Origin of the sequence: Streptomyces sp. NPDC001315, from assembly GCF_042896175.1 — a bacterium.
Classification (GTDB): Bacteria; Actinomycetota; Actinomycetes; order Streptomycetales; family Streptomycetaceae; genus Streptomyces.
Map to the genome: position 1 here is coordinate 1110923 of NZ_JBIAWZ010000001.1, position 14394 is coordinate 1125316.

At 71.4% G+C, this 14394-nt stretch carries 13 protein-coding genes; 1 reads left to right on the forward strand and 12 read right to left on the reverse strand.

Going from position 1 to position 14394, the window contains the following annotated elements:
• Window positions 1-19 precede the first annotated feature (19 nt).
• The 7 genes from ACFY16_RS04900 to ACFY16_RS04930 form a co-directional block, all read right to left on the reverse strand.
• Window positions 20-1429: a lysine N(6)-hydroxylase/L-ornithine N(5)-oxygenase family protein gene (locus ACFY16_RS04900; protein WP_390645638.1), complete on the reverse strand. Its 1410-nt coding sequence runs from the start codon at window positions 1427-1429 to the stop codon at window positions 20-22.
• Entirely contained in the window at window positions 1426-2784 is a 1359-nt protein-coding gene (locus ACFY16_RS04905; protein ID WP_390645639.1) for a pyridoxal phosphate-dependent decarboxylase family protein, read from the reverse strand. Before ACFY16_RS04905 ends, ACFY16_RS04900 begins: the two co-directional genes overlap by 4 nt.
• Before the next feature lie 220 nt (window positions 2785-3004).
• The gene (locus ACFY16_RS04910; protein ID WP_390645640.1) at window positions 3005-3838 is read right to left on the reverse strand and encodes an NAD(P)H-binding protein; all 834 of its coding nucleotides are present in this window, start codon (window positions 3836-3838) and stop codon (window positions 3005-3007) included.
• Between the two features lie 83 nt (window positions 3839-3921).
• Window positions 3922-6405: an aminopeptidase N gene (gene pepN, locus ACFY16_RS04915; protein WP_390645641.1), complete on the reverse strand. Its 2484-nt coding sequence runs from the start codon at window positions 6403-6405 to the stop codon at window positions 3922-3924.
• A gap of 68 nt (window positions 6406-6473) precedes the next feature.
• Entirely contained in the window at window positions 6474-7019 is a 546-nt protein-coding gene (locus ACFY16_RS04920) for a two-component system response regulator (RefSeq protein ID WP_390645642.1), read from the reverse strand.
• 141 nt (window positions 7020-7160) lie between these two features.
• The gene (locus tag ACFY16_RS04925; RefSeq protein ID WP_390645643.1) at window positions 7161-7511 is read right to left on the reverse strand and encodes a chorismate mutase; all 351 of its coding nucleotides are present in this window, start codon (window positions 7509-7511) and stop codon (window positions 7161-7163) included.
• Between the two features lie 11 nt (window positions 7512-7522).
• A complete protein-coding gene (locus ACFY16_RS04930; protein WP_390645644.1) occupies window positions 7523-7981 on the reverse strand; it encodes a GNAT family N-acetyltransferase in 459 nt (152 codons plus the stop codon).
• Window positions 7982-8162: 181 nt separating this feature from the next.
• Between ACFY16_RS04930 and ACFY16_RS04935 the strand changes: the two genes are divergently transcribed.
• Entirely contained in the window at window positions 8163-9056 is an 894-nt protein-coding gene (locus ACFY16_RS04935; protein WP_390645645.1) for a hypothetical protein, read from the forward strand.
• Window positions 9057-9104: 48 nt separating this feature from the next.
• Here the strand turns inward: ACFY16_RS04935 and ACFY16_RS04940 are convergent, their stop codons facing one another.
• From ACFY16_RS04940 to ACFY16_RS04960, 5 genes are all read right to left on the reverse strand, one after another.
• Window positions 9105-10262 (reverse strand): acetyl-CoA C-acetyltransferase, encoded by a 1158-nt coding sequence (locus ACFY16_RS04940; RefSeq protein ID WP_390645646.1) that lies wholly within the window; start codon window positions 10260-10262, stop codon window positions 9105-9107.
• Window positions 10263-10285: 23 nt separating this feature from the next.
• Window positions 10286-10897, reverse strand: coding sequence for a TetR/AcrR family transcriptional regulator (locus tag ACFY16_RS04945; protein WP_390646095.1), 612 nt, complete (start codon window positions 10895-10897; stop codon window positions 10286-10288).
• Window positions 10898-11139: 242 nt separating this feature from the next.
• Window positions 11140-12798 (reverse strand): cytochrome bc complex cytochrome b subunit, encoded by a 1659-nt coding sequence (locus ACFY16_RS04950; RefSeq protein WP_390645647.1) that lies wholly within the window; start codon window positions 12796-12798, stop codon window positions 11140-11142.
• A gap of 224 nt (window positions 12799-13022) precedes the next feature.
• Window positions 13023-13580 (reverse strand): HutD family protein, encoded by a 558-nt coding sequence (locus ACFY16_RS04955; protein ID WP_390645648.1) that lies wholly within the window; start codon window positions 13578-13580, stop codon window positions 13023-13025.
• The gene (locus ACFY16_RS04960; protein ID WP_390645649.1) at window positions 13577-14296 is read right to left on the reverse strand and encodes a vWA domain-containing protein; all 720 of its coding nucleotides are present in this window, start codon (window positions 14294-14296) and stop codon (window positions 13577-13579) included. Before ACFY16_RS04960 ends, ACFY16_RS04955 begins: the two co-directional genes overlap by 4 nt.
• Between the last annotated feature and the right edge of the window lie 98 nt (window positions 14297-14394).

Genomic DNA, 14394 nt, shown 5'->3' on the forward strand with positions numbered 1-14394 from the left:
TCCGCCGTCGCGGTTTTGCTCAGCGTCCTTCGACGAGGGGGGTGAGGGTCCCCGGCGGCCGGGTCTGCGGGATCTGCGGTTGCGGCTCGAGTCCGAAGGTGGTGAAGGCGGTTCGGGTCGGCAGCGGATACGTCTCCTTCCCGGTGAGGGAGTTGAGGATGGTGGCGCTGCGCCAGGCGGCGAGGCCGAGGTCGGGGGCGCCCACGCCGTGGGTGTGCAGTTCGGCGTTCTGGACGTACGCGGAGCCGGTGACGGCCGGGTCGAGGACGAGCCGGAACTGTTCGTCGACGCGGGGCCGGTCACGGCTGTCGCGGCGCAGGTAGGGGTCGAGGCCGGCGAGGATGCGGTCCAGGGGGCGTTCGCGGTGGCCGGTGGCGAGGACGACGGCGTCGGTGGTCAGTCGGGAGCGGGTGTCCTGCTGGACGTGTTCCAGGTGGAGTTCGATCTGGGTGGTGGCGATACGGCCGGCCGTGCGGACGCTGACGCCGGGGGTGAGGACGGCTTCGGGCCAGCCGCCGTGCAGGCTGCGGCGGTAGAGCTCGTCGTGGATGGCGGCGATGGTGTCGGTGTCGATGCCCTTGTGGAGCTGCCACTGGGAGCTGAGGAGCCGGTCGCGGGCGGATTCGGCGAGGGCGTGGAAGTAGCGGGTGTAGTCGGGGGTGAAGTGCTCCAGGCCGAGCTTGGAGTACTCCATGGGCGCGAAGGCCTCGGTGCGGCCGATCCAGTGGATCCGGCCGCGGCCGGGCGGGCGGCGGCGCAGCAGGTCGAGGAAGACCTCGGCGCCGGACTGTCCGGAGCCGACGACGGTGACGTGTTCGGCGGCGAGGAAGGTCTCGCGGTGGGCGAGGTAGTCGGCGGCGTGGACGACAGGCACCCCGGGTGCGTCGACGAGGGGCTGGAGGGGGTCGGGGACGTAGGGCTCGGTGCCGACGCCGAGGACGATGTTGCGGGTGAGGGCGCGGCCGAGGGCCTCGGTCTCGCCGTCGGTGTCGAGCTGGGCGAAGTCCACCTCGAAGACGTCGTGTTCGGGGTTCCAGCGGACGGCCTCGACCTGGTGACGGAAGTGCAGTCCGGGGAGGCTCTCGGCGACCCAGCGGCAGTAGGCGTCGTACTCGGCGCGCTGGATGTGGAAACGCTCGGCGAAGTAGAAGGGGAAGAGCCGGTCGCGGGCCCTGAGGTAGTTCAGGAACGTCCAGGTGCTCGCGGGGTCGGCGAGGGTCACCAGGTCGGCGAGGAAGGGGACCTGGATGGTGGCGCCGTCGATGAGCAGGCCGGGGTGCCAGTCGAAGCCCGGGCGCTGTTCGTAGAAGACGGCGTCGAGTTCGGCGAGGGGGTGGGCGAGTGCGGCGAGGGAGAGGTTGAAGGGGCCGATGCCGATGCCGATCAGGTCGCGGGGTGTTTCGGGCTCGTGGCGTGGGGGGGTGGTCATCTGGAGGTGGTTCCTTCCACGAGTTTCAGGAGCCCGGCCAGGTCGTCCGGCCGGATGTGGGGGTTGAGGAGGGTGGCCTTGAGCCAGAGCCGGCCGTCGAGGCGGGCCCGGCCGAGGACGGCGCGGCCCTGGTGCAGCAGTTGCCGGCGTACGTCGGCCACGGCGTCGTCGGTGGCGTCGGTGGGCCGGAAGAGGACCGTGCTGATCGTGGGGCGGTCGTAGAGTTCGAAGCGGGGGTGGGTGTCGAGGAGTTCGGCGAGTTCGGCGGCGCGGGCGCAGACCTGGTCGACGAGGGCTCCGATTCCGGTCCTGCCGAGGGCCTTGAGGGTGACGGCGATCTTCAGGACGTCGGGGCGGCGGGTGGTGCGCAGGGAGCGGCCGAGCAGGTCGGGCAGGCCGGCTTCGGTGTCGTCGTCGGCGTTGAGGTAGTCGGCACGCTGGTGCAGTACGGCGAGGTCGTGGGTGTCCCGTACGGCGAGGAGGCCGGCGGCGACCGGCTGCCAGCCGAGTTTGTGCAGGTCGAGGGTGACGGTGTGGGCGGCTTCGAGGCCGGTGAGCGCGGCGCGGCGGCGGTCGCTGAAGAGGAGGCCTCCGCCGTAGGCGGCGTCGACGTGCAGCCGGGCGTGGTGGGCGGCGCACAGGGCGGCGATCTCGGGCAGTGGGTCGATGAGGCCGGCGTCGGTGGTGCCGGCGGTGGCGGCGACGAGCAGCGGGCCGCCCACCTCGGTGAGTGCCTCGTCGAGGGCGGCGGGGTCGAGGGTGCCGGCGGGGGCGGGGACGACGACGGGTTCGGGCAGTCCGAGCAGCCAGGCGGCGCGGGGCAGGGAGTGGTGGGCGTTGGCCCCGCACACGAGCCGCACGCTGCCGCCGTGCGCTTCCCGGGCAAGCAGCAGGGCGAGCTGGTTGGCTTCGGTGCCGCCGGTGGTGAGGAGGGAGTCCGCGAGCCCTGCCAGCCGCGCGAGCGCCCGCGAAACCAGGGCCTCCAGTTCGGATGCCGCCGGTGCCTGGTCCCAGGAGTCCAGGGAGGGGTTGAGGACGCTCACGGCGAGGTCGGCGGCGGTGGCGACGGCGAGCGGCGGGCAGTGCAGATGGGCGGCGCACAGGGGGTCCGCGGGGTCGGCGGCGCCCTCGGCGAGGGCGTGCACGAGGGTGCGCAGGGCGTCGGGGTCGCCGTCGTCGGGCAGTACGTCGCCCACTGCGTCCCGCAGGCGGGCGGCGACCGCCTCCGGGCCGCCCGCGGGCAGTGGTCCGCCGCGCGCCCGGCGGCCTTCGCGCAGCGCGTCCAGCACGGTGTCGAGCAGTGGCCGCAGGGTGCTGGGTCCTTCGGGTCCTGAGGCGAGCGGCAGGGTGCTCATGGGGCTCCTCCGGGGCGCGGGGCAGGGGGAGTTCCAGCTTGTACGCGGATGCGAGGGCGCGCCCGAAGAGCCCAACGATCGGAACCCGCCAGGGGGCACTCCCGTGCGGGAAGGACATGCCCGCACAGGGCACCCCCGCCCAGAAGGAGCACCCCCACCCAGAAAGAGCGCGCCCGCACAGAGCACCCCCACCCAGGAAGAGCGCGTTGGGGGTGTGGGTTCAGCCCTTGAAGTCGGCCGTGTGGTCGCGGGCCCACTGGGCGAAGGGGCGGGCCGGGGTGCCGGTGATCTCCTCCACGGTGGTGGTGATCTCCGGAGGCACGCCGACGGTGGCGGCGAAGGTCTTCACGAGGGCCGCGACCATGTGGGGCGGCAGGCCTGGGAAGAGTTCCGGGCCCGCCTGCTCGGGCGGCACCTCGACGAACCGGAGGTCGCGGCCGATCGCCCCGCCGATCGCGTCGACCTGTTCGGCGTTGGTGGTCGCCTCGGGGCCGGTGAGACGGTGGACGACGCCCTCGTGGCCGTCGTCGACGAGGGCGCGTTCGGCCACGGCGGCGATGTCGTCCTCGTGGATGGGTGCGGTCAGGCCGTCGGCGAAGACGCCGCGGACGGTGTTCCCGGCGCGGATCTGCGGGGCCCACTGCAGGGCGTTGGCCGAGAAGGCGTTGGGGCGCAGGAACGTCCACTCCAGGCCGCTGTCGCGGATCTGCCGCTCCACCGTGGCGTGCATGACGTGGATGGGGTGGGTCTCGTCGGCGCCGTCCTGGATGATCCCGGAGGAGAGCAGCACGACGTGCCGTACTCCGGCGGCGCGGGCCGCGTCGAGGAGGCCGCCGGCGGCGTCGCCGACGGCCTGGATGTAGAGGAACAGCCTGGCCGCCCCGGCGAACAGGGCGGCGGGGTCGTCCGGCCGGAAGCGGACCACCTCGGCCTGCGCCGGCAGAGCGGCCCGCTGCGGATCGCGGGTCAGCGCCCGCACGGGCCGCTCTGCGGCGACGAGACGTTCGACGAGGGCACGGCCGACGTTGCCGGTGGCACCGGTCACCACGATCACGGATGGCCTCCTAAAAGCGGGGACTGTCCGGCCGATCATGCCGCATCGTGGGTGAGGAGCAGCCGTGCCCCACGTCCGTGGTCCTATGCCTCCCTGACTCGCAACGCCCGTGCCAGGTCGTCGAGTTGGTCGACGAGCTTGCGGCGCAGCGCCGGGATCGGGTCGGCGTGGCGCAGGCACTCCTCGCCGAGGCCCAGGGTCTCGGCGTCGACGGCGGCGGCCGGGAACGCCCAGCGGCCGGCGGCCTCGGCGATGGCGGGTCCGCGGCGGGCGGCGACCGCGACGGCGTCCTGGTAGTAGCGCGGGACGTACTTGCGTACCAGGTCGGCCTGCTCGGGCTGCCAGAAGCCCTGGGCGGTGGCGGTGAACAGGTAGTTGGACAGGTCGTCGGTGGCGAACATCGCCTCCCACGCGGTGCGCTTGGCCTCCGGGTCGGGCAGGGCGGCCCGGCAGCGGGCGGCGCCCTCCTGGCCGGTGGCGCTGGGGTCCTGGACGAGTTCGGCGTCGATGACGGCGTCGTCGATCGCGCCGAGGACGGCGAGGCGGCCGAGGATGCGCCAGCGCAGTTCGGGGTCGAGCTCGGGGCCGCCGGGGACGGTGCCCTCGGAGAACCAGGCGCTGATGGTGTCCGGCCGGGCGGCGACGTCGATGAAGTGGCGTACGGCGATCAGGCGCAGGCCGGGGTTGTCGCCGTCCTCGGTGCGGCGGATGAGGTCGCGGCACAGGGCGCTGAGGGTGGCGAGGGCGGCGGGGCGGTCCTCTGGCTTCAGGTAGCGGTCGGCGACGTGGGCGGAGGCGAAGGCGAGGACGCCCTGGACGAGGGCGAGGTCGGTCTCGTGCGGGAGGTGGGCGCGGGCGGCGTCCAGGTAGGCGGAGGGCGGGAGCTCGCCGTCGCGCACGGAGTCGCGCAGGGCGTTCCAGACGACCGCGCGGGTGAGTGGGTCGGGCAGGCCGGACAGTCCGGCGCGGACGGCTCCGAAGGACTCGGGGTCGAAGCGGACCTTGGCGTAGGTCAGGTCGCCGTCGTTGAGCAGCAGCAGCGCGGGGCGCTTGCCGATGGACTGCGGGGCGCTCTGCGGGACGTCGAGGTCGAGGCGTTCGCGGAGGGTGAGGTGTCCCTCGTCGGTGAGGTCCTGGTCGTAGAGGCCGACGGCGATGCGGTGCGGGCGGCTGCCGGTGTGCTCGACGGTCAGGGTGCAGGTGCCGTCGGCGCCGGCGGTGACGGCGGGGGTGAGCGTGTCGACGCCGGTGGTACGCAGCCAGGCGTCGGCCCAGGCGTGGACGTCGCGGTCGGTGGCGGCGGCGAGGGAGTCGATGAAGTCGGCGAGGGTGGCGTTGGCGAACCGGTGGCGGGTGAAGTGGGTGTTGATGCCGGCCAGGAAGTCCTTCTCGCCGAGCCAGGCCACCAGCTGGCGGAGTGCGGAGGCGCCCTTGGCGTAGGAGATGCCGTCGAAGTTGAGGAGGGCGGAGGCGGTGTCCTCGACGGCTTCGGGGGCGACGGGGTGGGTGGAGGGGCGCTGGTCGGCGTCGTAGCCCCAGGGCTTGCGGACGACGCCGAAGTCGGTCCAGGTGTCGGTGAAGCGGGTGGCTTCGGTAAGGGTCTGGTAGCCCATGTACTCGGCGAAGGACTCGTTGAGCCAGATGTCGTCCCACCAGCGCAGGGTGACGAGGTCACCGAACCACATGTGGGCCATCTCGTGGGCGATGACCATGGCGCGGGTCTGGCGTTCGGTGTCGGTGACGGCGGAGCGGTAGACGAACTCGTCGCGGAAGGTGACCAGGCCCGGGTTCTCCATGGCGCCCGCGTTGAACTCGGGGACGAAGGCCTGGTCGTAGGAGTCGAAGGGGTAGGGCTCCTCGAACTTCTCGTGGTAGCGGTCGAAGCACTGCCTGGTGATCTCGAGGATTTCCTCGGCGTCCGCGTCGAGGTGGGGCGCGAGGGAGCGGCGGCAGTGGATGCCGAAGGGCAGGCCGCGGTGCTCGGTGCGTACGGAGTGCCAGGGTCCGGCGGCGACGGCGACGAGGTAGGTGGAGATGAGCGGGGTGGGTGCGGCCTGCCAGCGGCCTTCGCCGAGGTGGTCGGTGACGCCGTTGGCGAGGACGGTCCAGCCCTCGGGGGCCCGCACGGTCAGCTCGAAGACGGCCTTGAGGTCGGGCTGGTCGAAGGCGGCGAAGACGCGCTGCACGTCTTCCATGAACAGCTGTGTGTAGAGGTACGTCTCGCCGTCGGTGGGGTCGGTGAAGCGGTGCATGCCCTCGCCCGTGCGGGAGTAGCGCATGCTCGCGTCGATGCGCAGTTCGTGCTCGCCGGCGGTGAGGTTCTTCAGGGGCAGCCGGTTGCCGTCGAGGGTCTCGGGGTCGAGGGGCTGTCCGTCGAGAGTGGCGGAGCGCAGCTCGACCGGCTTGAGCTCGACGAACGTGTCCGCGTCCGAGCGCGCGGTGAACCTGATGAGGGTCACGGATCCGAAGGTCTCGTCGCCGGTGGTCAGATCGAGTTCGATCGTGTAGCGGTGGACGTCGAGGAGCTGGGCACGGGTCTGCGCTTCGTCGCGCGTCAGTACGGACATGAACGACATGCTGCCCGATGTGAACGGCAAGTCACAGAGGCGGTTCGGTACGCACCCTATGTCCCTCCCTATGTCCCTTCTCGCGCCGGAGCCGCCCGCGGCATGTCCAGCCGGCACGGAACGCGGGCGTCCGGGTGGGGCAGGGCAGGTCGCGGCGGATGTTTCCCGGCCTCGCCGTGGTCCTTGACCAGGGCGCGCAGTTCGCGCACCTCCTGCTCCAGGGCGAGCCGGCGCCGGTGGGCGTCGTACAGGTAGCGGACCTTGGTGCGCAGCGCCCAGGGATCGACGGGTTTCATGACCAGGTCGGCGACGCCGAGCGCGAAGGCGGCGGAGGTCAGTTCGTGGTCGGGGCCGAAGCCGGTGAGCAGGATGACGGGGATGTGCTGGGTCTGCTCCACCCGCCGCATGTAGCGCACGACCTCCAGGCCGCTGACGCCCGGCATGCGCACGTCGAGCAGGAGCAGGCCGACGCGGCCGCGCAGCACCTGCTTGAGCGCCTCGTCCCCGCTGGTGGCCCGGCTGACCCGGTAGCCGAGCGGGGCGAGGGCGTTCTCCAGGGCGTACAGCGTGTCCTCGTGGTCGTCGACTATGAGGATCGTGGCATCCGACGGCATGGCCCGACGTCCCTCCCGCGGTGGGACCACCGGCTTACGTCCGGGGTGCTGACACTCGGTGCCCGTCGGTTGACGAACAGTGCACAGCGCAGCATGCCCCGGACGCGTCGCCGTGTCACTCCCCGGCGGCGTGGACCGACGTCAATCGGCCGTCGTCGCCGAGCCGTTCGCTGTTGCCTCCGCGATGCGCTCGTGGTGCCGGATCACCTCGGCGACGATGAAGTTGAGGAACTTCTCCGCGAAGGCCGGGTCCAGCTTGGCGCTCTCGGCGAGGCCGCGCAGCCGGGCGATCTGTCGTGCCTCGCGGTCCTGGTCGGCGGGCGGCAGCTGGTGTGCGGCCTTGAGGTGGCCGACCTGCTGGGTGCACTTGAAGCGCTCGGCGAGCATGTGGACGACGGCCGCGTCGATGTTGTCGATGCTGTCGCGCAGCCGGGTGAGCTCCTCGCGGACGGCGGGGTCGACGTCACCGGTACCGGTGTTGCTGGTGGTCATGAGCGTTCACCCTACGCGGCGCCCGCGGCTGTCGATCCGATGGCCTTGTGCAAGTGGACGTCCTGGTGGCCGCCGGGTATGCCCTCGGTGCGGCCCGTCTCACGGAAGCCGAGGCCCCGGTAGAAGTCGGGGGCCTGGAAGGTGAAGGAGGAGACGATCATCTCGCCGCAGCCGCGCCGTACGGCCTCGTCCTCGGCGGCCGTCATCAGGCGGCTGCCCCAGCCCGCGTGCCGCTGGTCCGCGCGCACCCACAGCATGGACACGGCGCAGCAGCTGCCCCAGATCCACGCGGTCAGCCCGCCGACCAGCTCGCCCGCGGTGTCCGTGACGCTGACGGTCATCGGTTCCGGCGCTCCGGCGCCGGTCGCCTCGGCGTTGAAGGCGGTCAGCTCGTCGTCGAGGCGCTGCTCGAGGGCTTCGTCCTTGCCGCTCACGCGCAGGGTCGCGGTGGAGATCTCTTCACTGTTCACGGCGGGAGTCTGTCATCCGCGGGAGAACGCGGCGAGGGAAAAACCGCGAAGGGAGAACGGCAGAGGCAGAGGGCAGCGGCAGGGGCGGACGGCAGGAGAAACAGACAGGGCGAACCGAGGGGGAAACCCGGGGGCATCCTCGTACAGTGGAATTGGGTTCAGGCCTCTTGGGGGTGCGGGCGTGGCGAACGGCAGACCGGTCGAGCACGGCTATCCACACCTGGAGACGGTGCGGGCGGCCATCACCGCGCTGTACAAGCGGCTGTCGTACGACACGATCCAGACGTTCGCGACCAGTGTGGCCCCCGTCGACGTGGCGTTCTGCGACACCGACGACCTCCATCTGGGCACCCAGCGCGTGGCGGGTGAGCTGGTGCGGCACTACCGGCTGCCGGACGCGCGGATGATCGTCTGCTTCCGGGAGATGGAGCACGCGGCGAACATCGAACTCGCCGCGGGACCCGAGTACTTCGTGGAGCTGAACGACCGGTTCCGCACCCATCGCCGGGACATCGGCGCGGCCCTGGCCCACGAGATCATGCATGTCTATCTGCACCGCCTGGACCTGTCCTTCCGCGGTACGCGCGACAACGAGATCCTCACGGACACGGCGACGACGTACCTCGGGGCCGGCTGGCTGCTCCTGGACGCGTTCCGGGAGGACGCGGCGTCCTCGCAGAAGCTGGGCTATCTCACGCCGGAGGAGTTCGGGTACGTCCTGGCGAAGCGCGCGCTGGTCTTCGGCGAGGACCCCTCGACATGGTTCACCAGTCCGCAGGCGTACGAGGCCTACGGGGAGGGCATGGCCCGGGCCCGCCGCGACGAGCAGCAGCCGCCGCTGACGGCGGCCGGCTGGGCGGGCCGCCGCCGCTACGCCCGTGACCGCCGCCACGCCCAGGACCACGCCCCGGCCGCCGCGCCCGGCATGCCGTACGCCTTCACGCCGGACGGCCGGGGTCCGCTTCGGGTCTCGTTCCCGTGCCCGACCTGCCATCAGCGGATCAGGGTGCCGGTGCGGGGGCGGGTGCGGGCGCGGTGTGCGCTGTGCCGGACGGTGCTGGAGTGTGACACGTGAGTGTCACACCCCTGCCTCTCGCTCCACAGGGCCTCCCACGCGCTCTCGTCAGAGCCGTTCGATGATCGTCACGTTGGCCTGCCCGCCGCCCTCGCACATCGTCTGGAGGCCGAAGCGGCCGTCGGTGCGTTCCAGTTCGTGCAGCAGGGTGGTCATCAGCTTGGCGCCGCTGGCGCCCAGCGGGTGGCCCAGGGCTATCGCGCCGCCGTTGATGTTGACCTTCGCCGGGTCGGCGCCGGTCTCCTTCAGCCAGGCCAGGACGACCGGGGCGAAGGCCTCGTTGATCTCGACGAGGTCGATGTCGTGGATGGACAGGCCGGTCTTCTTCAGGGCGTGGGCGGTGGCCGGGATGGGCGCGGTGAGCATGCGGACGGGGTCCTCGCCGCGTACGGAGAGGTGGTGCACGCGCGCCCGGGGCCGCAGCCCGTGCTCACGCACCGCCCGCTCCGAGGCCAGCAGCAGGGCGGCGGCGCCGTCGGACACCTGGGAGGAGCAGGCGGCGGTGACGGTGCCACCGTCGATCACCGGTTTCAGCGCGGCCATCTTCTCCAGGGAGGTGTCCCGGCGCGGACCCTCGTCGACGGCGACCCGGTCGTACGCGACGATCTCCCGTTCGAAGCGGCCCTCGTCGACGGCCCGCAGTGCCCTCCGGTGGGAGCGCAGCGCGAACTCCTCCTGGTCCTGACGGCTGATCCCCCACTTCGCGGCGATCATCTCGGCGCCGGCGAACTGGTTCACGGGCCGGTCCCCGTACCGCGCCCGCCAGCCCTCGCTGCCGGCGAAGGGGCCCTGGGTGAAGCCGAGCGGTTCGGCGGCCTGCCGGGTGGCGTAGGCGATGGGTATCTGGGACATGTTCTGCACGCCGCCCGCGACCACCAGGTCCTGGGTGCCGGAGAGCACGGCCTGCGCCGCGAAGTGCACGGCCTGCTGTGAGGAGCCGCACTGCCGGTCCACGGTGACGCCCGGCACCTCCTCCGGCAGCCCGGCCGCCAGCCAGGCGGTGCGCGCGATGTCGCCGGCCTGCGGCCCCACCGCGTCCAGGCAGCCGAAGACGACGTCCTCGACGGCGGCCGGGTCGACGCCGGTGCGGGCGATCAGTTCCTTCAGCACGTGCGCGCCCAGATCGGCCGGGTGCACCCCGCTGAGCCCTCCCCCGCGCCGCCCGACGGGCGTACGGACCGCTTCGACGATGTAGGCCTCGGTCATGGCAACTCCCTCACACAGGGCGGTCATTCACGTACGGCGATCCCGTCCAGCACCATCGACAGGTACTGCCGGGCGATCTCCTCCGGGCTGTGCTGTCCGCCCGGCCGGTACCAGGACGCGGCGACCCACACCGTGTCGCGGACGAACCGGTAGGTGAGCCGGACGTCGAGGTCGGCCCGGAAGATCCGGGCGGCGACTCCGCGCTCCAGCGTGGACAGCCACGCCTTCTCGAACTTGCCCTGCGACTCGGCGAGGAACGCGAACCGTTCCTGCCCGACGAGTTGCTTGGACTCCTTCTGGTAGATCGCGACGGCGGCACGGTGCCGGTCGATCTCCCGGAACGACTCGGTGACCAGGGCCTCGAGAGTCTCGCGCGGGCTCAGACCGGCGCCCAGGACGGCGTCGTAGCCGCCCCAGAGCTCGTCGAGGAAGGTGCGCAGGATCTCCTCGAGCATCGACTCCTTGGAGTCGAAGTGGTAATAGAGGCTGCCCGCGAGCATGCCCGCGTGGTCCGCGATCTTCCGCACGGTGGTGGCGTTGTAGCCCTGCTCGGCGAAGACCTCGGCGGCGGTGTTCAGGAGTTCGCCGCGACGGGCCGCTGCCGCGGTCACCTGGGGCTTCTTCTTGATCGGCACGGGTCCGTCGTGGTCGGTGCTCCCAGTGACGCCGGCTGCTGCAGCCTCGATCGCCGCGCACCGGGCCGGCGCCGTCACGCCCGCCTTCGCGCCGCCGGTCCCGGCGCCCGCCGTCGCGGTGATGACGGCGCCGTGCCCGCGAAGCGGCCCGCGTCCGGGCTCGTACGCCGGACCCTCGACGTCTGTCATGGGCCCACGTTACCTACCAAACACTTGTTAGGGAAGCTGTCGGCCCGGGGTCCTCAGTGGTGGTGATCGCCGCTGGTGAGCTCCCGGTACTCCTCGAGGGTCGGCTTCGGGATGTGTGTCTCGGGCCCGAACATCGCCCGGGCCAGCCGCTCCCGCACCCGCTGGGAGACCTTGACCGGTCGCCGCACACCATTGGAGTCGACGCGCGGTCCGATCTCGTACGGCGGGTTCTGCTCGTGCTGGGTGAGGGTGAACAGCGCGCCCTGTGTGAGGGGTTCGTGGACCTCGAGGTACTCGCCGTGCGGCAGCCGTTTGATGGTGCCGGTCTCCCTGCCGTGCAGCACCTTGTCCCGGTCGCGGCGCTGGAGGCCGAGGCAGATCCGCTTGGTCGCCATGAAGGTGACGACGGGCGCGACGAAGACGCCGATCCGCACGAACCAGGTGATCGCGTTGATGGACAGGTGCAGATGCGTGGCCACGATGTCGTTGCCGCCGCCGATCAGCAGCACGAAGTACAGGCTGAGCCAGGCGACGCCGAGGGCGGTGCGCACGGGGGCGTTGCGCGGCCGGTCCAGGATGTGGTGCTCGCGTTTGTCACCGGTGATCCACGCCTCGACGAAGGGATAGACGCCGAGGGCGAGCAGGATCAGCGGGAAGAGCGAGAAGGGGATGAAAACGCCCGGCACCAGGGTGTGACCCCAGATGTTGATCTCCCATCCCGGCATCACCCGGATCAGTCCCTCGGAGAAGCCGAGGTACCAGTCGGGCTGGGCGCCGGTGGTGACCAGGTCCGGCCGGTACGGCCCGAAGGCCCACACGGGGTTGATGCTGGCGATGCCGCCCATGATGGTCAGCACGCCGAAGGTGAGGAAGAAGAAGCCGCCCGCCTTGGCCATGTAGACCGGCAGGAAGGGCATGCCGACGACCGACTTCTGGTCGCGGCCGGGGCCCGGATACTGGGTGTGCTTGTGGTAGAAGACCAGGATCAGATGGGCGACGACCAGTCCGAGCATGATCCCGGGCAGCAGCAGCACGTGGATCGGGAAGAACCTCGAGATGATGTCGTGGCCCGGGAACTCCCCGCCGAAGAGGAAGAAGGACAGGTACGTCCCCACGATCGGGACGGACAGGATCGCGCCGTCGGCGAAGCGGACGCCGGTGCCGGAGAGCAGGTCGTCGGGGAGCGAGTAGCCGGTCAGGCCGGTGAGGATGCCCAGGAACAGCAGGGTCCAGCCGAACAGCCAGTTGACCTCGCGCGGCTTGCGGAACGCTCCGGTGAAGAACACCCGCATCATGTGCACGAGCATGCCGGTGACGAAGACCAGCGCCGACCAGTGGTGGATCTGCCGGATCAGCAGGCCGCCGCGCACGTCGAAGCTGATGTGCAGCGTCGATTCGTACGCCTTGGTCATGACGATGCCGTTCAGCGGGCCGTAGGAGCCGTGGTAGACGACCTCGGCGCCGCTGGGCTCGAAGAAGAGCGTGAGGTAGACGCCGGTGAGGATCAGGATGAGGAAGCTGTAGAGACAGATCTCGCCCAGCATGAAGGACCAGTGGTCCGGGAACACCTTGCGCATGTTGGCCTTGGCCAGCGCGTAGATCCCGAGCCGTCCGTCGGCCCAGTCGGCGAGCTTCTCGCCCTTGCCGGGTTCCCCCCGGCGGGCCGAACTCGCCCTCCCCGCCTCTTCGTTCACCGACTGTGCGCCGTCCATTCGCGCCTCCCCCTCGGATCAACCCCAGGGTGTCACGGCGGCCCGCTCAAGCCAACGGGGCGAGCGGCCGGACCGCGCCGGCCCGGCTGCCGCACCGCGCGCCGAACATGATCCCCGTCCCGGGTACGTCGTCCCCCGCCCACCTGCGGAGAACTTCGACGCCCTCGGACTCTCCCTCGACGATGGGCAGTTCAAGCGGCCGGCCAAGGCTTCGGAGGCCGTCGCTACGGTGTGAGTCCGACGACCGCCGTCGGTCCGTGCGCGTGCAGCAGCGCGTCCTCCCCGGTCAGCAGGAGGGCGTCGTGCCGGCCGAGCCGCACCCCGGCCACGTCCGCGCCCTCTCCCTCGCCCTCGCCCTCGCCGAGTGCGACGATCAGGGCGTGCGCCGCCCGCAGGCTGAGCCGGCCGCGTACGACGGCGACGGTCGGGGCCGCGGCGCCCCTGCGCCACATCACGTTGAAGTTGACGACGGGCCCGCCGAGCAGCCGGCAGTCGGTGGGCACGTCGCCGGGGAAGTCCTGGGGAACGTACCGCGTGTCGACGAGCCGCCGCCGCCCGCCCACGGTCAGGTCCATGCCCGCGCCCTCGACGAGCGTGAGGGTCCGCTCCACCTCGGGGAACGCGGAGAACGGCCCGTCCGCGGCGACCTCGGCGAGGCTGACGCGCCAGGCGAAGGCGTCCATGCCCGCGCCCGGCGGGGAGGCGGCGATCTCCCGGGTCACCCCGCCGCCGTTCTTCCAGGCGACGGCCGCGCGTCCGGCGGCGGGCAGCAGGACGGTCACCGGACGATCCCCCGCGCCCGGGCGGCCACCAGCCACTTCGGGAACTCGCCCACGAGACGGTCGTACAGCTCCTCGTCGGACACCTTCCGGGGATCCGAACCCGCGTGGAAGAAACCGGCGTTGTCGATCACCCGCTTGTGCGGCACGGCCAGCTCGTCGAGCTTGCGCAGGTACTCGAACTGCCGGCTCCCCGGATCGCCGAAGGCGACGAACTGCCAGAACAGGGGCAGTTTCGCCGCCTTGCACAGGTACCGTTCCGCGGCGAGTTTGTTGATCGGGCCGCCGTCGGTCTGGAAGACCACGAGGGCGGGAGCGGTGGACCCGCTGTCGAGGTAGTGGTCGATGACGGCGTCCATCGCCAGGTGATAGCTGGTCTTGCCCATGTGGCCGAGTCCGGCCACGATCCGCTCGATCCGCCCCTGGTGATCGGCGAGCGCGATGTCCGTGACGGCGTCGATGTCGGTCGAGAAGAACACCACCGGGACGCGACCGTCGTCGTCGAGGTGCGCGGACAGCCCCAGCACCCGGTCGGCGAGCGCCTGCACGCTGCCGTCCTTGTAGTACGGCTTCATCGAGCCCGAATGGTCCACGACGAGGTAGACCGCGGCCCGCTCCCCGCCCAGCCCGTGCTTGTCCAGCGACACCCCAGCCCGTTTGTACAGGCTGACCAGCGCGGGAGCGGTCTCCTCCACCTTGCTGAGGCTGATCGCGGCCATGCGGACTCTCCCTTCGATCACCACACTGCGTGCCGAGGTTACGGCACGACAGCCCCGCCCCTTCCGGAAGATCTGGCGTCCGGTGGAGGCGGCCGGCT